Genomic DNA, 20,247 nt, shown 5'->3' with positions numbered 1-20,247 from the left:
AATTGTGCACTGCCGCGTCGTTGTGCGGTCGGGTCACCCCTGTTCGGGGTAATCTCCACGCGACGCCGATAAATGTGCGTACAGAAAGTGGGTGTGTTGCAGTGACGACGGGGTCGACCGAGTTTCAAGGCAAGATCGAGCTGGATATCCGTGACTCGGAACCGGATTGGGGTCCCTACGCGGCGCCGACGGCGCCCGAGAACGCGCCCAACATCTTGTATCTGGTCTGGGACGACACCGGCATCGCGACCTGGGACTGCTTCGGTGGCGTGGTGGAGATGCCCGCCATGACGCGCATCGCCGAGCGCGGCGTGCGCCTGACGCAATTCCACACCACCGCGTTGTGTTCGCCAACGAGGGCGTCGCTGCTGACCGGTCGCAACGCGACTACCGTCGGCATGGCGACCATCGAAGAATTCACCGACGGTTTCCCCAACTGCAACGGACGGATACCGGCCGATACCGCCCTTCTTTCGGAGGTGCTCGCCGAAGGCGGCTACAACACCTATTGCGTGGGCAAGTGGCACCTGACACCGCTCGAAGAGGCCAACATGGCCGCGACGAAGCGGCACTGGCCCACGTCTCGGGGATTCGAACGCTTCTACGGATTCATGGGCGGCGAGACCGACCAGTGGTATCCCGACCTGGTGTACGACAACCACCCGGTCAGCCCACCCGGCACCCCAGAGGACGGCTATCACCTGTCGAAGGACCTGGCGGACAAGGCGATCCAATTCATCCGCGATGCCAAGGTGATCGCGCCGGACAAGCCGTGGTTCACTTACCTGTGCCCGGGCGCCGGGCATGCGCCGCACCACGTCTTCAAGGAGTGGGCGGACAAATATGCCGGCAAGTTCGACATGGGCTATGAGCAGTATCGCGAGGTTGTGCTGGAGCGGCAGAAGTCGATGGGGATCGTCCCGCCGGACACCGAATTGTCGCCGATCAACCCATATCTCGACGTGAAGGGGCCCCAAGGCGAGTCGTGGCCGCTGCAGGACACCGTGCGGCCGTGGGGCTCGCTCAACGATGAAGAGAAGAAGCTGTTTTGCCGGATGGCCGAAGTGTTCGCCGGCTTCCTGAGCTACACCGATGCGCAGATCGGCCGGATCCTGGACTACCTCGAGGAATCGGGACAACTGGACAACACCATCATCGTGGTGATCTCCGACAACGGTGCCAGCGGTGAGGGCGGACCCAACGGGTCGGTCAACGAAGGAAAATTCTTCAACGGCTATATCGACACCGTCGAAGAGAGCATGAAGCTCTTCGACCACCTGGGTGGCCCGCAAACCTACAACCACTACCCGATCGGGTGGGCGATGGCCTTCAACACCCCCTACAAGCTGTTCAAGCGCTACGCCTCGCACGAGGGCGGGATCGCCGATACGGCCATCATCTCCTGGCCGGCCGGGATCACGGCCCACGGCGAAGTCCGGGACAATTACGTCAACGTCGCCGATATCACCCCGACCGTTTACGAGCTGCTGGGCATGACCCCGCCGGATACCGTCAAGGGCATCACCCAGAAGCCCCTGGATGGGGTGAGTTTCAAAGCCGCCCTGGACGATCCAGCCGTCGACACCGGCAAGCACACCCAGTTCTACGCCATGCTCGGCACCCGCGGAATCTGGCACGAGGGCTGGTTCGCCAACACCATCCACGCCGCCACACCAGCCGGCTGGTCGCATTTCGACACCGATCGGTGGGAACTGTTCCACATCGAAAAAGACCGCAGCCAATGCCATGACCTCGCTGCCGAGCATCCCGACAAGCTCGAAGAACTCAAGGCGCTGTGGTATTCCGAGGCCGCCAAATACAACGGTCTGCCACTGTCGGATCTCAACATCGTGGAAACCATGATGCGGTCGCGGCCCTATCTGGTCACCGAACGATCCACCTACATCTACTATCCCAACTGCGCTGACGTCGGTATCGGAGCCGCCGCCGAAATCCGCGGCCGTTCGTTCGCCGTCGTGGCCGACGTGACGGTGGACACCACCGGCGCCGAAGGGGTGCTGTTCAAGCAGGGCGGTGCGCACGGCGGGCACGTATTGTTCATCCAGGACGGACGCCTGCACTACGTCTACAACTTCCTCGGTGAGCGCCAGCAGGTGCTCTCGTCGGTCGGCCCGATCCCGCTCGGCCGACACCTGCTCGGCGTGCGCTACGCGCGGACGGGAACCGTGCCCAACAGCCACACCCCGCTGGGTGACTTGACGATGTACTTCGACCAGCACGAGGTCGGCGGACTTGCTGATGTGACCACCCACCCGGGAACATTCGGGTTGGCAGGTGCCGGCATCACCGTCGGACACAACGGCGGTTCGGCGGTGTCCAGCCGCTACATGGCGCCATTCGCCTTCACTGGCGGAACTATTGCCCAAGTGACGATCGACCTATCCGGACGACCGTATGAAGACGTGGAAAAAGAACTCGCCCTTGCGTTTTCGCGAGACTAGCCGCTCGGCACAGCTGCTGCGCGCAGCGGCGCTGCTATGCCTGTCGGGCATCGTGGCCGGCTGCGGTGAGCGCGGCGGTGGGCCGGGCGCGCCCGCACATCCTGACCCGGCGGAGCCGGTGCCGGGGATCGTGACGACGCACCCCGAGCACGTCCCGCCCGACACGGTCGCCTGTTCGCCGTCGCTGACCGGCGAGGGCCGCGCGACGCTTGCCAGTGTCTCGGACCCGGCCGCACCCAGGATCACGATCAGCGTGCCCGACGGTTGGACGTCGACCCCCGGCAGCGGGGCTACGGCGCTGACTTTGACCGGCCCCAACGGCATGTCGGCGTCAGTGACCATCGCCCCCACCGACCGACAGCCGGACAGCGCGTTCCTGGCCTACACCGCCAGCCTGGGAGGGTCGATGCGGCGGCTGAATTTCCTGGTCGCCGGCGTCCCGTTCTGCGGCTTCAGCAGCCAGCTGTTGACCGGCACCCTGCAGGGATCGTCCGGCCCGATCGAATTCGCCGACCGCATCGCTCACATCTGGACGAACACCAAGAACTACCTGGTCGCCGTCCACCTGGAGGGTCCGGCGGCGGTGCCCGGGTTCCGTTCGGCAAAATCCGCTTTGATGCAGAACTTCGCTGTCCTCATACCCTGAGCCATACCCTGAAGCCGTGTTAACCGAACTGGTTGAGCTGCCGGGCGGATCGTTCCGCATGGGGTCGACGAGCTTCTACCCCGAGGAAGCGCCGATACACACCGTCATCGTGCCCGCGTTCGCGATCGAGCGCCACCCGGTCACCAATGCGCAGTTTGCCGAATTCATCGCTGCCACAGGGTATACCACCGTGGCGGAACAACCTCTGGACCCCACGCTCTATCCGGGGGCAAACCCCGACGACCTGTGTCCGGGCGCGATGGTGTTCCGTCCGACCGCGGGTCCGGTGGACCTGCGTGACTGGCGGCAGTGGTGGGATTGGGTGCCGGGCGCGAGCTGGCGCCATCCCTTCGGCCCGGACAGCGATATCGCCGACAAACCCGACCACCCCGTCGTGCAGGTGGCCTATCCCGACGCGGCCGCCTACGCGGGGTGGGCGGGGCGGCGGCTGCCGAGCGAGGCCGAATGGGAGTACGCGGCGCGTGGGGGAACCACGACCACCTATGCCTGGGGCGACGAGGCCAAGCCCGGCGGGCAGTTGATGGCCAATACCTGGCAGGGCACGTTCCCCTACCGCAACGACGGCGCACTGGGCTGGGTTGGGACCTCGCCGGTGGGCACCTTCCCGCCCAACGGCTTCGGTCTGATCGACATGATCGGCAACGTCTGGGAATGGACCGCAACCGAGTTCTCCGCGCACCACCGCACCGATCAGCCTCCGACGGCGTGCTGCGCGCCTGTCGGGCCGGCCGACCCCACCATCAGCCAGGCGCTCAAGGGCGGCTCCCATTTGTGTGCGCCGGAGTATTGCCACCGGTACCGGCCGGCGGCCCGGTCGCCGCAATCGCAAGACACCGCGACCACCCACATCGGCTTCCGTTGTGTGGCCGAACGCGGATCAGGCTAAGGAAATTCGCGGGTCTGTGGCCCGGCGCGTTGCCGCCTGATCGCCGGTGCGGCTCACTAGCATCTGCCGCGTGTTCACCACAAAGAGCCGCTCGCGATGACCCATCAGGCTCCGCCGGCCCCGGCACCGGCGGGTCCGGTCGCGGGCAAGCCGCGCGGCACGCGCCTCGTGATCGGCTTGGCCGTTGTTCTCGGCATCATCGTCGTTTACGCCTTATCGCTATTCGGTGTGCATTTGCTCGCCACGTCGGCGCCCCCGCTGCCCGAACCGGACCTGGGCACCACCGAAGACACCGTCGTACAGGTGCGGCTCGAGAAGCTGGAGACGGTGGCCAACCGCCTGACGGTGAATGTGCTTGTCATCCCAGAAGATTCGAAGTTCGACAAACGCCTCGACGTGTTGACCCAAGACCTTGCCGTGCGGCTGTACCCAGAGAACGATCTGGGCGACCTGCAGTACCCGGTGGGCAAGACACCGGCGCAGGTCAGCACCGCGATCGAGGCCGAAGGCGATCCCGCCAACTGGCCGTTTGACTCCTACACCACGGGAGTCATCTCTGCCGACGTGATCGTCGGAACCGGCGAGAGCCGGGTGAAAGAACCCGCCCGGGTCGAGGTGATCGGGTCATTGGACGGCTGGGACGTCAGCGTGCAGCGCGTCGGGGAATCCAGCCAGACCACCAGTCGCCCCGACAACGTCATCATCACCTTGCATCGGGCCAAGGGCTCGCTGATCTTCGACCTGGGCATCATTCTGGTCCTCATCAGCCTGCCGACGTTGGGGCTGTGGGTGTCCATCCCGATGGCGTTGGGCAGGAAGAAGTTCTTGCCGCCGTTCGTGTCGTGGTTTGCCGCCATGCTGTTCGCCGTGGTCCCGTTGCGCAATATCCTGCCCGGCAACCCCCCGCCCGGCTCCTGGATCGACCAGGCAGTCACGCTATGGGTGCTGATCGCATTGATTGTGGCGATGAGCCTGTTCATCTTCGCCTACCGCCGGCAATCGGACTGATCTAGAAACGTCACCGGCGGGAACGCCGGTTGCTACCATCTGACTCCGTGTTCGGGGGCAGGTATATGTCGGCGGTCTCTTCGGCGGTGACCGCAGATGACCGATAACCACGCGCCGGCGGCGCCGGAGCCGGGTCCGCCCGGCGGATCGGCGGCGTCTCCGCCCGGCGGATCGGCGGCGTCTCCGCTGGCCCGCCCGCACATGTCGCGGCGGAAACATCTGGTGCTCGACGTGTCGATCATCGTCGGTGTCGCTGTTGTCTACGTCCTCTCGCTGGTCGGCTATCACTGGCTGGCCAGCACGCCGGGGCCGTTGCCCAAGCCGGATGTGGGCACCACCGAGGACACGGTGGTGTTGGTGCGATTCGAGCAGCTACACACCGTGGCGAATCGCCTCGATGTGAAAGTTCTTGTGATGCCGGATGATTCGATGGTCGACAAGCGGCTCGACGTGCTGACCACCGACACCTCGGTGCGCCTTTATCCGACCAACGACCTGGGTGACCTGCAGTATCCGGTGGGGAAATCGCCGGCGCAGGTCGCCACCACCATCGAGGCGCACGGCGATCCCGGTAACTGGCCTTTCGACACCTACACCACCGACACCATCCAGGCCGATGTGCTGGTCGGGGCCGGCGACACTCGCCAGTACAAGCCGGCCCGCGTCGAGGTGACCGGATCGCTGGAGGGCTGGGACATCAGCGCCCAGCGCGTCGGGGACGCGAGTCAGACCTCGGATCGCCCGGACAACGTGATCATCACGCTGAAGAGGGCCAAGGGTCCGCTGGTCTTCGACCTGGGAATCTGCCTGGTCCTCGTCACGCTGCCGACGCTGGCCCTATTCGTGGCGATCCAGATGGTCACCGGCCGGCGAAAATTCCTGCCACCGTTCTCCACGTGGTATGCGGCAATGCTGTTCGCCGTGGTGCCGCTGCGCAATATCCTTCCCGGCTCGCCGCCGGCGGGGTCGTGGATCGACCAAGCCGTGGTGATCTGGGTGCTGATAGCGCTCGCCACGGCCATGGTGGTCTACGTCATTGCGTGGTACCGGGAATCGGAGTAGCAGCGGGGCCGGACGTGGCGACCTCGGTGCCCGGGAATCCGGTTAGCCCGCGGTGATCACAGCGCATCGCTGAAGGCCGCGCAGCGCGTCACCGCCCGAAAACCGGTTCCGCAAACCGGTCCTGAAAACCGGTATGGCCAAACCGATCTGAATCCCGGAACAATCTCGATTTACGTGATCGATAATTTTTGGTATTCCGCGTACGTCCCCGCATTTCGAAGCTAATCTGTCCGAGGCTGATCTGGGCGAGGTCTATCCAACTGAGACAGACGGAGGCGACGATTACCTATGGCTGGTGAACCTTCTCTGACCGAACTCCTGCAGGAAATCGCCAACCAGCACCCCGACCGCGACGCATACACTTTTATCGACTACGAGACCGACCCGAACGGCGTTTCCGAAACCCTTACCTGGGGACAAGTTCATCAACAAGCACAGGTTCTTGCCAAAGAGCTCTTGATATGCGGCTCGAGCGGTGATCGGGCCGCCATCCTGGCCCCCCAAGGACTTGAATACATTGTTGCTTTCTGGGGTGCACTCCACGCCGGATACATAGCGGTTCCGTTGCCGCTGCCGCAGTTCGGCGTCTACGAGGAGCGGGTTTCTTCGGCGCTGCGAGATTGCGCTCCTTCGGTAATTCTCACGACCAGCGGCGCCGCTGCAGATGCCGTGAAATACGCGGGTGGTTGCAACGACGGTTCCGCCGCTTCAGTCATCGAGATCGATTCGCTGGACACCGAAGCTCTATGCCAGACGGACCCCAGGCATTGCCCACCTTCCCAGCCCGCGTATCTCCAATACACGTCGGGATCGACCGGGAGGCCAACCGGGGTCATGATCTCGCATCCGAACGTGGTGGCCAATTTTCAGCAGTGGACGCGCGACTTGGCTCGTGGCCACCGCGGTGAGATCACTGCGGTCTCGTGGCTGCCGTTCTACCACGACCTGGGTTTGATGATGGGCATTTGCCAGCCGATGCTGTCCGGAGGACACGCTGTGCTCATGAGTCCGGTGTCGTTCGTACAACGGCCGGCTCGTTGGATGCAATTGGCAGCGACCAGTGGGACCGTGTTCACGTCGGCGCCGAACTTTGCCTTTGAATTGGCGGCACGAAAAACCGCCGACGAGGACATGGCCGGGCTGGACCTTGGCGGCTTGCTGATTCTCTGCAGCGGTGGAGAGCGGGTACAGCCGGCAACCTTGGAGCGCTTCACGAGGCGGTTTGCGCCATTCAATCTGCCCGACACGGTGATACGACCAACCTATGGGCTCGCCGAGACAGTGGTGTACGTGTCGACCCGAACACCGGCTCAGCCGCCGGACATCGTTCGTTTCGACTCGGAGGAACTGTCCGCCGGTCGGGCTGAGCGGTGCCGGGATGGCGGTGCGGCGCTAGTCGGTTACGGGTTGGCGCAATCACCACTGGTGCGGATCGTCGACCCCGAGACGCGGACCGAGTGTCCGGCGGGAAGGACCGGCGAAATTTGGGTGCATGGCGACAACGTCGCCATGGGGTACTGGCGCAATCCTGACAAGACGGAGCAAACATTCCGCGCCCGCCTGGTTAATCCGTCAACCGGCACGCCGGTCGGACCGTGGCTGCGAACCGGCGATTTAGGGGTCATTTCCGACGACGAGTTGTTCATCATCGGCCGAATCAAGGATCTGCTGATCGTGGACGGGTCCAATCACTATCCGGACGACATCGAGGCGACCATTCATGAAATAACCCGGGGGCGAGCTGCGGCGGTGTCTGTTCCGAATGACGGGACAGAACAGCTGGTCGCCATTGCCGAGGTCAAGACAACCGGCAAGTGCGATGAAGAGCAACAGGAAAAGCTCCGATCGCTGAAGGGTGAGGTCACCTCGGCGATTTCGCACTCGCATGGCCTGCGCATCGCGGACCTCGTTTTTGTGACGCTTGGTTCGATTCCTACCACGACCAGCGGCAAGGTTCGACGTTCGGCCTGCGCCGAGCGATACCAGCGGGATGAATTGGAGCGTGTCGAGGTCACGCCGTGACGGCGGGCCTTCCTGGCGATGTGGAACTTCGAAAGTGGCTGATCGATTACCTGGTAACCAACGTTGACTGCAACGCGGATGGGATCGACCCAGACCTGTCGCTGAAGGACTTAGGGCTGGGCTCTCGGGATGTCATCGATATGTCAGGCGAGCTGGCCAAGCTGCTCGGTCGGCCGGTGTCGCCGGTGGACTGTTGGCAGCACCCGACGATCAACGCTCTGGTCGCCTTTCTCACCACCACGGGGCCGGAATCTGTTGACCAGGGTCATCCGGCCAGTCGTTGGGTGGACGAACCGATCGCGGTCATCGGCCTGGGCTGCCGGTTTCCGGGGGGGATATCTGGGCCCGAAGCATTGTGGGAGTTTCTGTGGAAAGGTCGCTGTTCCATAGCTGAGGTTCCGGCTGATCGCTGGTTGCCGTTCGATGACGGTTCGCCCGCGGTAGCGCAAACCCTCGCCCGGACGACTCGATGGGGCTCGTTCCTGGGCGACATCGACGCGTTTGATGCCGAGTTCTTCGAGATCTCGCCGAGCGAAGCCGCCAAGATGGATCCTCAGCAACGACTGCTCCTGGAGGTGGCCTGGGAAGCCTTGGAGCACGCTGGGATTCCCGCGACTTCATTGCGCCGCTCGCAGACCGCAGTGTTCGCCGGCGCTTGTGTCAGCGAATATGGGCACCTGGCAGCCACCGATTTGCCCGGGGTTGATGCGTGGAATAACACCGGCGGTGCGCTGAGCATCATCGCCAATCGGTTGTCGTATTTCCTTGATCTGCACGGCCCCTCCGTTGCGGTGGATACCGCATGTTCGTCGTCGTTGGTGGCGATCCATCTGGCATGCCAAAGCCTGCGGATGGGCGACTCGGACCTGGCCATTGCCGCGGGGGTCAATCTGCTGTTGTCGCCGGCGATTTTCCACGGCTTCGATCAAGCCGGTGTGTTGTCGCCAACCGGTCGCTGTCATGCGTTTTCCGCGGATGCCGACGGCTTTGTGCGTGGCGAGGGCGCTGGCGTGGTGGTGCTCAAACGGCTCAATGACGCGCTGCGTGCCGGGGACCGGGTGCTCGCGGTGGTGCGCGGTTCGGCAGTCAATCAAGATGGCCGGTCCAACGGGCTGATGGCTCCGAATCCGGCCGCTCAGATGGCGGTGCTGCGGGCCGCTTATGCCAATGCAGACGTGCCGCCACACGAGGTGGACTATGTGGAGGCGCACGGGACCGGGACCTTGTTGGGTGATCCCATCGAGGCGCGTGCCCTGGGCAAGGTGTTGGGTCGCGGGCGCGCGGCGACCTCCCCGCTGTTGATCGGCTCCATCAAGACGAATCTGGGTCATATCGAGGCAGCGGCGGGGATCGCGGGTTTCATCAAGGCGGTGCTGGCGTTGCAGCGGGGCCGGCTGCCGGCGAGCCTGCACTTCGACGCCCCCAACCCCCATATTTCTTTTGACCAGTTGCGGCTGAAAGTCGTTGCAGAACACCAGGAGTGGCCGGCAGTAGGCCGCGCCCGACGGGCGGGAGTGTCGTCGTTTGGATTCGGCGGCACGAATGCACATGTGGTGTTGGAGCAAGCCCCCGAGCACGTTGCGGTGGTGCCTGAGCCGGACCCGGCCGTCGGCACGTTGGTGGTCTCGGGTAGGACGCCGCAGCGGATTGCGGCGGCGGCGGGGGTGTTGGCGGACTGGATGACCGGTGCGGGTTCTGGGGTGGCGTTGGCGGAGGTGGCTCACACACTCGCGCATCACCGAGTTCACCATTCCCGGTTTGCCACGGTGTGTGCCCGGGAACGGGCTCAGGCGGTCGCCGGGCTACGGGCGTTGGCGGCCGGCCGGGCGGAAACCGGGGTAGTCGGCCCGCATGAAGGGGCCTGCCGGACGGGCACGGTGTTCGTGTACTCGGGTCAGGGCTCGCAGTGGGCGGGAATGGGTCGACAGTTGTTGGCCGACGAACCGGTTTTCGCGGCGGCGGTGGCCGAACTCGAGCCGGCATTCGTTGAGCAGGTGGGGTTTTCGCTGCATCAGGTGCTGGCCGAGGCGCAGCCGGTGACCGGTGATGCGCGGGTTCAGCCGGTGATCATGGGACTGCAGCTGGCGCTGACGCAGTTGTGGCGTTCTTACGGGGTCCATCCGGATGCGGTGATCGGTCATTCGATGGGCGAGGTCACCGCGGCGGTGGCGGCCGAGGCGTTGACACCTGCCGAGGGATTGCGGGTGATCGCGGTTCGATCGCGATTGATGGCGCGGCTGGCCGGCCAGGGCGCGGTGGCCCTGATAGAACTCGACGCCGAGGCCACGGCCGCGTTGCTCGACACCCATCCCGGGGTCAGCGCGGCGGGTTTCTTATCGCCGCGGCAAACGGTGATCGCCGGACCCCCAACCGAGGTGGCCGCGGTGATCACCGAGGTGCAGCGGCAAAACCGGTTTGCCCGGCGGGTCAACATGGAGGTCGCCTCGCATACCGCTTTGATGGATCCGATCCTGCCTGAGTTGCGCTCCGCACTAGCCGATTTGGCCCTCAAGACGCCGATGATTCCGTTGCTCTCCACCGTCACCGGTACCGCCAATCCGCCGCTGGATGCCGACTATTGGGTGGCCAATCTCCGGCAACCGGTACTGCTGAGCGGGGCCATCACCGCCGCCGGGCAAGACCATGCGATCTTCATCGAAATCAGCCCGCACCCGATGCTGACGTACGCCGTCACCGAAACGTTGGGATCGCAGATCCACCATCACAGCATCGGCACGCTGAGGCGCGACGGCGACGACACACTCAGCTTCCACACCAACCTCAACGCCGCCAGCACCAGTCACCCGCCACGCCTGCCGCATCCGCCCGGACCGCATCCGGTGCTGCCGGCCAGTCCTTGGCAGCACGAGCGGCACTGGCTTTCCGCCGGGTCGGCCACCGCCGCGGCGGTGGTAGGCCATCCGCTATTGGGGGTCGGTGTTACCGATCCCACCAATGGAATTCGGGTGTGGGAACGCATGCTCACTCCCGATTACCTGTGGCTTGGCGATCACCGTATTGACGGCATGTGTGTTTTGCCCGGCGCGGCGTATATCGAGTTGGCACTAGCGGCGGCGGCCGAAGCGCATGGGACCGACCGCGATATGCCGTGGCAGGTTGTTGAGTTATGCCTGCGCGAGTTGATGCCGATTAGGGAACCTACCGTTGTCGTCACGACATTGAGTGGCACTGCGTCCCGGCCGTGCGTGGAAATCCGTTCCGGAATCCGGGATTCGGGGTGGACGCTGCATGCCAGCGCGGTGTTGGAGCGGGGTGTGCCGCGGGTCGTGGAACCGATCGATGTTGATGACTCATCGGTGACGAAGTTGGATGCCGACAGTCTCTATCGCCGGTTGCGCGGCGCCGCCCAACACCATGGTCCTGCTTTCCAGGGGGTTACCGGGCTCAGCGTATTCGGTTGCGGCGCGGCTCGGGCCGAGGTGCGGTTGCCATCGAGTGCCCGGCAGGGAGCGCGACGGCTACTGGCGCATCCGGTGATGGTCGATGTTGCGTTGCAGACACTTGGCGCGACCAAGCCGGCTACCGACCTTGCCGGTGCGCAGGGCACCGGGTCGGTGGTGCTTCCGGTGCGGTTTCGCGGTGTGCGGGTCTATGGAGATCTCACCGAAGGTGTTGCCGCGCTGGCGGTGCTGAGACCAACGGCGGACCCGGATCGGTACGTAGGCCGAGTGGTGCTCACAGGTAGCCAGGGACAGGTCTTGCTGGTTATCGATGAGATCGAGATGGCGGTGGTGCCGGCAGGGGCCAGCAGCGAGGTGGCCAGTCACACATTCACCTTGGCCTGGGAGCCGATGGCTACGGATAAGCCGGCCGCTGCGGTGGGTGCGGTGTTGCTGGTTGCTGAACATGGTGCGGCTGACGGGTTGCTGGACGCGGTGCGCGCGGGGCTTTCACGACGGACGCCGCACTGTCAGGTGGTGATGGCGGGGGATCGGGCCGAGCTCCAGGACGCGTTGACTCAGAGCGATGTGTGCTGGAACGCGGTGGTACTGGTGTGTCCACCGCGTTCGGTCGATGAGGCCTTGTCTGATTCTGCGCAGTTGGAATTGGCGCAGTCGCGGACGTTGTTCGTTGCCGACATCGTCAAGAGTTTGTCGCAGAGCGGTATTCGCGGCCGACCGAGGCTGTGGATGGTGACCCGCGGGGCTCAGCACGTAGCTGCTGGTGAGCGGGTGACATTGGCGCAGACAACGCTTCGTGGTATGGCGCGGGTGCTGACGTTTGAGCATCCGGAGCTGAATGCCACCGTCGTGGACGTCGATGCCGAAGGTGATATGTCGGCTGGCGCGCTGGTTGATGAGTTGTGCGCCAATTGCGGCCACGATGAGGTGGCTTTGCGCAATGGGCAGCGGTGCGTGAATCGCCTTGTCCGGGTCCCGGTTTCGGCTCCCAACGTCGTGGCTGCCGAGCGGCGTCCGGTGTTGGTCGATCTCGATGGTGGCGGCGCGGTGCGCTTGCAGACCGATCAGCCGGGGCGGTTGGGCGCGTTGGCGGTGCATGCGGTGCGGCGTATGCCGCTGGCAGCGGATGAGGTCGAGGTCCGGGTGGTGGCCGCGGGGCTCAATGGCAGCGACGTCCTCAAGGCGATGGGTTTGTATTCCGCGTTGGACGACACGGTGGGCGACGGCGTGCCGGCGCTTGGCAGCGAATGCGTGGGATATGTGGCCGGCCTCGGCGCTGCGGTGGATTCGCTGCAGCTGGGACAGCGGGTAATCGCGTTGGGGCCTGGTTCGCTTGCTTCGTATCTGACGACGTCGGCCGATTGGGTCGTGCCGGCGCCGCAGGCGCTGTCGGATCATGAGGCGGCCGGCCTGGGTATTGCCTACCTGACGGCGTGGCACGGGTTGTGTGAGGCGGGGCGGCTTACGGCCGGGGACCGGGTGTTGATCCATTCGGCCGCCAGTAGTGTCGGGTTGGCGGCGGTGTCGATCGCCAAGGTCATCGGGGCACGCATTTATGTGACGGCGGACTCGGCGGCCCAGCATGAGGTGTTGGCGCAGTTGGGTGTTGATTATGTTGGCAACTCGGGCAACCCGGAGTTCGTCGAGGAGATAGAGGCGTCCACCGGGGGACAAGGTGTCGACGTCATCTTCAATTCGACTGCCGGAGCAGAGATTCGGCGTAGTGGCATGGAGATCCTTGCTCCCGGTGGGCGATTCGTCGAGCTGAGTAGGCGCGACGGCTACGCCGGTGCGCAGCTGGAGCTGGCTTCGCTGGCCAAGAGTGCGTCTTTCGCAGTGGTCGATCTGGAATTGAATCTGCGGCTGCGACCGCGACGCTACCGTGAGCTGTTGCAAGACATTTTGCAACAAGTGGTGGCCGGCGAGCTGCAGCCGCTCCCGGTCAGCGAGTTCAGCCTCGACCGCGCCGTTGACGCGTTCGAGATGATGGCTTCGGACGCTCACATCGGCACGATCGTGATCTCGATACCGACCGCGGGAAGCATTGTGGCGCTTGCCTGCCCGCCCGCCCAACCGTTGGTCCGGGCCGATGGCGGCTACATCGTGGTGGGCGGCATGGGCGGGCTGGGCTTTGTCGTGGCGCACTGGCTGGTCGCCGAGGGCGCGGGTCTGGTGGTGCTTAACGGGCGTTCGGCGCCCGGCGCCGAGGTTGCGGCGGCGATCGCGGAAATGAACGCTGCGGGACGTCGGGTGCAGGTCATCACCGGCGATATCGCCCAACCTGGTACCGCGGAGCGGTTGGTGGCCGCTGTCGAGGAAGCCGGTCTGCGGCCGGCAGGTGTGTTGCACAGCGCGATGGTGCTGGCCGATGAGATCGTTTCGAACATGTCGGCGTCGGCGGTGGCGCGAGTGTTCGCGCCAAAGGTGGCCGGCCACTGGTGGTTACACAAAGCGACCGCTCACCTCGACCTGGACTGGTGGTTGACATTTTCGTCGGCTGCTTCGCTGTTGGGCTCACCGGGACAGGGGGCCTATGCGGCAGCCAACTCTTGGGTGGATGGGCTGGTGGCCTACCGACGCTCTCAGGGTCTGCCGGCGATCGGAATCAACTGGGGGCCGTGGGCGCGGGTGGGTCGTGGACAATTCCTGGCTGATCAGGGCTTTTCGATGCTCACCCCGGAGCTGGGATTGGCTGCCATGCAACAACTTCTGGTTGCCGACCGTGCCCGCACCGGAGTGTTCAGATTCGACGCCCACCAATGGTTCCGATCTTTCCCGGGCGCCAAAGAGTCCTCGCTGCTGGCTGGTCTGGCCGACCCGCGCGGCCACGAAGCGAGCCTGGGCGACTCGCTACGCCACGCGGACCGGCAGGAGCGTCAACGTCTGTTCGAGGGCTACCTGTGTGATCTGGCTGCCAGCAAACTCGGTGTGACACCGTCTCGGCTGGACCCCCAGTCGGCCCTCGACCGCCTGGGGCTCGACTCGCTGAGCGCGTTGGCGCTGCGCAATCAGATCGACCGCGATTTCGGTATCGCTGTCCCGGCCGTTCAGCTACTGGACGGCGGCAGCATCGCAGCCCTTGCCGAGTGGCTCGCCGACCAGCTTCCCGGCGCGGCTACGGCGCGGCCCGCTCCGACCGTGTCCGCCGATAGCACTGCGGCGCAACCTAACCGGACGCCGGAGACCACCGATACCGACGGCGCACCGTGGATCGACCTGCTGACCCAGGTGCAGCAAGTTTCAGACGACGACGTCGACGAACTGCTTCGTCAGGTCATTGCCGCCAAGGGAGATTGAGGATGACGGATAGGTCCAGCGAGAAGTCGATCGACATCACCACGCTCTCCGCCGAGGAAAAGCGCGCGTTGTTGTCGCGGCTACTGATGGAGAAGGCGCAGGCGTCGGCGTCGGCGCATCCGTTGTCGTACGGGCAGCGGTCGCTGTGGTTTCTTTACCAGCTTGCGCCCGGAAACCCCGCCTATACCCTCAGCTATGCCGGACGGATCAGGGGAGAACTGGATGTGCCGGCGCTGGAGCGCGCCGCACAGGCACTTGTCGAACGGAATGCGGTCCTGCGCACCACGTTCGCCGTGCGCGACGGGCAGCCGGTTCAACTCGTCCACCCACACTGGCCGGCGCGCATTGTCCGCCACGACGTGGATGCTGATGAAGTTGACGAGTGGATACATCGGGAATCCCACCGTGCGTTCGACCTGAAAACCGGGCCGGTTTTCCGCCTGACGTTGCTCCGGCAATCACCACGCGAGCACGTCCTGGTGCTCGCCGTGCATCACATCGCCGCCGACTTCTGGTCCGTGGACGTCATTCTCGACGAGCTCTGCAAACTCTATGCCGCACAACACGGCGCCGACGCACCGGCGATCTGCCCAGAGCATTATGTCGGCTACGCGGATCGGCAGATGCAGATGCTGTCGAATGTCGAGGGGGATCGCCTTTGGCGCTATTGGCGCACACAGCTGGCCGGTGACCTGCCGAAGTTGAGCCTACCCACCGACCGGCCGCGACCCGCGGTTCCGTCGTACCGCAGTGCCGTACGACGTTTCAGCGTTGACGGCCGCCTGGCGTCCGATCTTCGGGAGGTGGCCCGGGGCGCCGGAGCGACGCCGTATATGACGTTTCTGGCCGCATTCGCCACGTTGCTGCACCGGTACACCGGCCAGGACGACCTGCTCATCGGCTCACCATTTGCCTGCCGCGATCGGGTCGGGATGGAGGGGCTGGTCGGCTATGTGGCCAATACCGTCGTGCTGCGCGCCGAGTTGCATGGTGACCCGACGTTCTCGTCGTTGCTGGGACGGGTCAAGCAGATGGTTCTGGGCGCGCTCGCGCACCAGGATTACCCCTTTCCCTTGCTTGTCGAACGGCTACGTCCGTCCCGGGATTTGAGCTATACCCCGATCGTCCAGGTCTCGTTCGCGTGGGAACAGTCCCGCCGATTCCAGCGCGCAGCCAGCGGGGATCTGGGCCCTGAAGCACTTGAACTCGAGACCCTACATGTCGGCCAGGGGGGTGCGGCCTTCGACTTGATGATCCAGGTGGCCGATGCGGACGGGGAGTTCACCTGCGACCTGCATTACAACCGCGACCTTTTCGACGACGCGACGATAGAGCGGCTGGTCGGGCACTTCACGACGCTGCTCAATGGCATCGTCACCCATCCCGCCAGCCGCGTGTCGGAGTTGCCGCTGCTGACCGAGCCGGAGCGCCGCCAACAGGCTGCGTGGAACGACACCCACGTCTGCTATGACGCCCCCGATTGCCTGCACGCGATGGTTGCGCAAACCGCCCGGCGCAGCCCGCACACCGTCGCCGTGTCGTTCGCCGATCAGGAGATGACGTACCGGGAGCTCGACGACCAAGCGAATGCCCTGGCCCATCGGCTGCGCGGCCTGGGAGTAGGCCCCGACGGCATCGTTCCGGTGCTGTTGGACCGCTCAGCAGACCTGGTGGTGGCTTTGCTGGGGGTGCTCAAGGCGGGTGGCGCGTTCATGCCGCTCGACCCGGCGCAACCGGCCAACCGCGTCGCGGCGATGATCGGCAACGTGCCGGACGCGCCGGTGTGCGTCACGCACCGCCGACATCTGCAAAGCCTGTCCGGGTTCACCGGTCATCGCCTCTGCCTCGACCTGCCGACGACTCCGGCGGACGGCGTCGCCGTGGCCGCCGGTACCCACGACAGCGGTCGGGCGGCGAGCCTTGCCTACGTGGTCCACACGTCCGGCTCGACCGGCACGCCCAAGGGAGCGCTCAACACCCACGGCGGAATCCGAAATCGGCTGTTGTGGATGCAGGCCACCTACCAACTCACTCCGGCGGATCGGGTCCTGCACAAGACTCCGATAAGTTTCGACCCCTCGATCTGGGAGATCTTCTGGCCATTGATCGTCGGCGCACGGCTTGTCATCGCCGAACCCGAGGTGCATAAGGACCCAGCTGCCCTGGTTCGCACCATCGTCGAACAGGACGTCACCACAGTGCATTTCGTGCCGTCAATGCTGCGCTCCTTGCTGGCTCAGCCGGGGGTGACCGACTGCGTCGGGTTGCGCCGGGTGTTCTGCAGCGGCGAAGTGCTGCCGGATGACCTTCAGGACCGCTTCCTAGCCACCTTGGACGCCGAGCTTTACAACCTCTACGGTCCCACCGAGGCCGCGATCGATGTCACCCACTACCACTGCAAGCGCGGTGAGCCGCGCTCGCCGGTCCCGATTGGGCGACCGATCGCCAACATTCGCATTCATCTCTTGGACGCTCATCAGCAACCGGTGCCGGTCGGCGTGCCGGGGGAGTTGTGCATCGGCGGGATTGGGGTGGCACGTGGCTATCTCAATCAGCCCGATGCGACAGCAGCCAGTTTCCGCACCGATCCGTTCGCGGAGGTTCCGGGCGGGCTGCTGTATCGGACCGGAGACCGGGCGCGGTACCTGCCGGACGGCAACATCGAGTACTTGGGGCGCCTCGATAACCAGGTGAAGATCAGCGGCGTCCGGATCGAGCCGGGTGAGGTGGAGGCCGCACTGCTTAAGCACCCCGGGGTCAGCGACAGCGTGGTCGTGGCCGACACCGACAGCCGCGGCAACCTGCGGCTGGTCGCCCATATTGTGGCGACCCAGGACGCCGCGCCGAGTGTCGGCGAGCTTCGCCGCTTCCTCCTCGATCAGCTTCCCGCGGCGATGGTGCCGGCGATCTTCTCGGTGGTTGCGTCGCTGCCACATACGTCGAGCGGAAAGGTCGACCGCCGCGCGCTGAAGGCGGCCGGCGATCAGGCGCCGATAACGGGGCCGGAGTTCGTCGCTGCGCGGACGCCTGCTGAGAAGGTCCTCACCGCAATCTGGTGTGACGTGCTCGATCTGGACACCGTTGGCGTGCACGACGATTTCTTCGCCCTCGGCGGCTCCTCGAGCCACAGCCTGGAAGTCGCGGCGAAAGCGAATGCAGCCAACCTACCGCTGCGGCCGGAGTCGCTGTTCGTCTTCGGTACCGTCGCCGAGCTGGCCGCCGAATACGGCAAGGCCGCGCAGGACGCGCCAGACCCCGAAGTGGCTGAGACATCCGAGACATCCGAGACATCCGAGATATCCGAAACTTCCGAGGGCGGCAGCCGGGTCGCCGCAGCCGCCACTGCTCCGCCGGTGCCCGCTACCAGCCGGCAGACGCGTAACACCGTGATGGAAAGCATCGGTGTGTATCTGCCGGCGGGGGTGCTGTCGACCGAGAGCGTCCTGGCAGGCTGCGTCAACGAGATCGGTATTCCGTTGGAACGTCTGACCGGAATCCGCAGCAGGCGAGTGGTCGGACCGGGCGAATTCTCGATCGACCTGGCCCGAAATGCGGTGGCCGACTGTCTGAAACGGTCGAAGTATGCGGCCGACGAGATTGATCTGGTCATCTGCTGCAACATTTCCCGCTGCGACGGACCCGGGCACAAGGTCGTGTTCGAGCCCAGCACCGCGGCGCGGCTGCGGGACCAATGCGGCCTTACCAATGCGATTGCCTTCGACGTCTCCAACGCCTGCGCCGGGATGTTCACCGGTGTCGCCGTCGCCGATGCATTCCTGCGGGCCGGACTGGTCGAGTGCGCCATGGTCGTCAGTGGTGAATACATCAGCCACATCACCGAGACGGCGCAGCAGGAAATCGAGGGACCGATGGATCCGCGACTCGCGTGCTTGACGGTTGGTGACGCCGGTGCCGCGGTGATCCTCGAGCGCGGCACCACTGACCGGGTCGGCTTCCACGACATCGACATGGCCACCCTGAGCCGGTACAGCAGCCTGTGCATGGCCAAGGCAAGCAATGGTCCACATGGCGGCGCGATTATGACCACCGACTCGATCAACATTACCGCCACGGTGGTCAAGCGTTTACTGCCATACACCGCCGCCGTGATGAATCGGCACGGCTGGCGGCCCGAACACTGCGACCACATCGTCATTCACCAGACATCCAAGGCATCGCTCAACGACGCGGTGGTCGCGATGAATGGAATGTTCGGCCCGGGTAGCGCCCAACCGGCCAGCGTCGTCAATAATCTCGGTGAACGGGGAAACACCGCCAGCACCACACATTTCGTGGCCCTCGGCGATCAGATCCGGGCCAATCGGATCAACCCCGGGGACAAAGTGCTGTTCAGTATCAGCGGCACCGGACAGACGATCGGCGCCGCGCTCTACACCTTCGACGACCTGCCGGCCCGAATGCGCAGGGCGCCCGAGGGTCAACACACCCACGGCTTCTCGGCCCGTCGACGACGCCCGGAGCCACCGCCGGGGCCCCGGGTGCGGATCGAAGGGGTCGGCACCGCCGCCGAGCAATCCCGGCCTCGGCGTGCAGTCGAACTCGCGACGCAAGCCGCCAGACAGTGCCTGAGCCGGCGCGGAATGGATCCGGCACAGCTCGAATTGATCGTCTACGCCGGGGTGTACCGGGAGGACTTCATCGCCGAACCGGCCATCGCGGCGTTGGTGGCCGGTGAAATCGGCGCTAATGTCGACATCGATTCGCCCGATGCGCCAACGACTTTCGCCTTCGACGTGCTCAATGGAGCGGTCGGATTCCTCAACGCATGCCAGGTGGGTGTGCAGATGATCGGCGCTGAAAAAGCCGAACACGCGATGGTGGTGGCTGCCGAGATCGAAAACAACGGCGGTGACAGCGGGCACCCGTTGTATGGTCTCGGCGAGACGGGCTCCGCGGTGATCCTGGGCAGGTCCGACGGCGACTCAGGCTTCGGTCGGTTTGTGTTCCATCACCATCCGGAGTACGTCTCCGCATTGGAAACGTACTTGCAGCAAGGAGATGGGCGCAGCTGGCTGCAGATCGACCGCGACCCGAATCTGTCGGCCCGCTACCTGGACTGCATCCCGGCCGCCGTCGAGGAACTGCTCAAGCTCGAAGAGCTTGACTGCTCCCAGATCGCGGCCGTGTTCCCTCCGCACCTGTCCCAGGCGGATCGCGCCGAACTCGCTGTGCGCCTGAACATTCCGGATTCACAATTCATTGACCTGGCGACCGAATCCGATTTGTTCTCCTCATGTCTGCCCTACGAACTGGAACACGCCTGGCGGCATCAGCTGGTCCGTCCGGGCGACATCGGGCTGGTCATCAGCGTCGGCTCCGGCATCGAGGTCGGTTGTGCCACCTACCGCTTCTGATGCCGATGTCGACCGCCGTCACGGGAAGAACGGCAACCCTCGAACG

General features: G+C 64.8%; 8 protein-coding genes. All 8 read left to right on the top strand.

Annotation, left to right across the window (positions count from 1 at the left end):
• Positions 1-101 precede the first annotated feature (101 nt).
• The 8 genes from BST40_RS00775 to BST40_RS00740 all read left to right on the top strand — a co-directional run bounded on the left by BST40_RS00775 (position 102) and on the right by BST40_RS00740 (position 20,201).
• Entirely contained in the window at positions 102-2,462 is a 2,361-nt protein-coding gene (locus tag BST40_RS00775) for an arylsulfatase (protein WP_075547042.1), read from the top strand.
• A complete protein-coding gene (locus BST40_RS31370; RefSeq protein ID WP_240316574.1) occupies positions 2,443-3,108 on the top strand; it encodes a hypothetical protein in 666 nt (221 codons plus the stop codon). Before BST40_RS00775 ends, BST40_RS31370 begins: the two co-directional genes overlap by 20 nt.
• A gap of 16 nt (positions 3,109-3,124) precedes the next feature.
• Entirely contained in the window at positions 3,125-4,015 is an 891-nt protein-coding gene (locus BST40_RS00765) for a formylglycine-generating enzyme family protein (protein WP_075547043.1), read from the top strand.
• 96 nt (positions 4,016-4,111) lie between these two features.
• Positions 4,112-5,023, top strand: coding sequence for a DUF4436 domain-containing protein (locus BST40_RS00760; protein WP_075547044.1), 912 nt, complete (start codon positions 4,112-4,114; stop codon positions 5,021-5,023).
• A 96-nt stretch (positions 5,024-5,119) separates the two neighbouring features.
• On the top strand, positions 5,120-6,085 hold the full coding sequence (locus tag BST40_RS00755; protein WP_075547045.1) for a DUF4436 domain-containing protein: 966 nt from the start codon (positions 5,120-5,122) through the stop codon (positions 6,083-6,085).
• A gap of 288 nt (positions 6,086-6,373) precedes the next feature.
• Complete coding sequence (locus BST40_RS00750) at positions 6,374-8,107, top strand: AMP-binding protein (RefSeq protein WP_075547046.1); 1,734 nt, start codon at positions 6,374-6,376, stop codon at positions 8,105-8,107.
• Entirely contained in the window at positions 8,104-14,826 is a 6,723-nt protein-coding gene (locus BST40_RS00745; protein ID WP_083153123.1) for a type I polyketide synthase, read from the top strand. The genes BST40_RS00750 and BST40_RS00745 overlap by 4 nt, the downstream gene beginning before the upstream one ends.
• Before the next feature lie 2 nt (positions 14,827-14,828).
• The gene (locus BST40_RS00740; protein ID WP_075547048.1) at positions 14,829-20,201 is read left to right on the top strand and encodes a non-ribosomal peptide synthetase; all 5,373 of its coding nucleotides are present in this window, start codon (positions 14,829-14,831) and stop codon (positions 20,199-20,201) included.
• The last annotated feature ends 46 nt before the right edge of the window (positions 20,202-20,247 follow it).

Origin of the sequence: Mycobacterium persicum (assembly GCF_002086675.1) — a bacterium.
GTDB classification, from domain to species: Bacteria; Actinomycetota; Actinomycetes; order Mycobacteriales; family Mycobacteriaceae; genus Mycobacterium; species Mycobacterium persicum.
This window is presented reverse-complemented; position numbering and strand designations above follow the sequence as displayed.

Bases quoted from the DNA above. Each gene is read 5' to 3' on its own strand.
- BST40_RS00760 (WP_075547044.1), top strand. From the start codon at position 4,112: ATGACCCATCAGGCTCCGCCGGCCCCGGCACCGGCGGGTCCGGTCGCG.
- BST40_RS00755 (WP_075547045.1), top strand. From the start codon at position 5,120: ATGACCGATAACCACGCGCCGGCGGCGCCGGAGCCGGGTCCGCCCGGC.
- BST40_RS00750 (WP_075547046.1), top strand. From the start codon at position 6,374: ATGGCTGGTGAACCTTCTCTGACCGAACTCCTGCAGGAAATCGCCAAC.
- BST40_RS00740 (WP_075547048.1), top strand. From the start codon at position 14,829: ATGACGGATAGGTCCAGCGAGAAGTCGATCGACATCACCACGCTCTCC.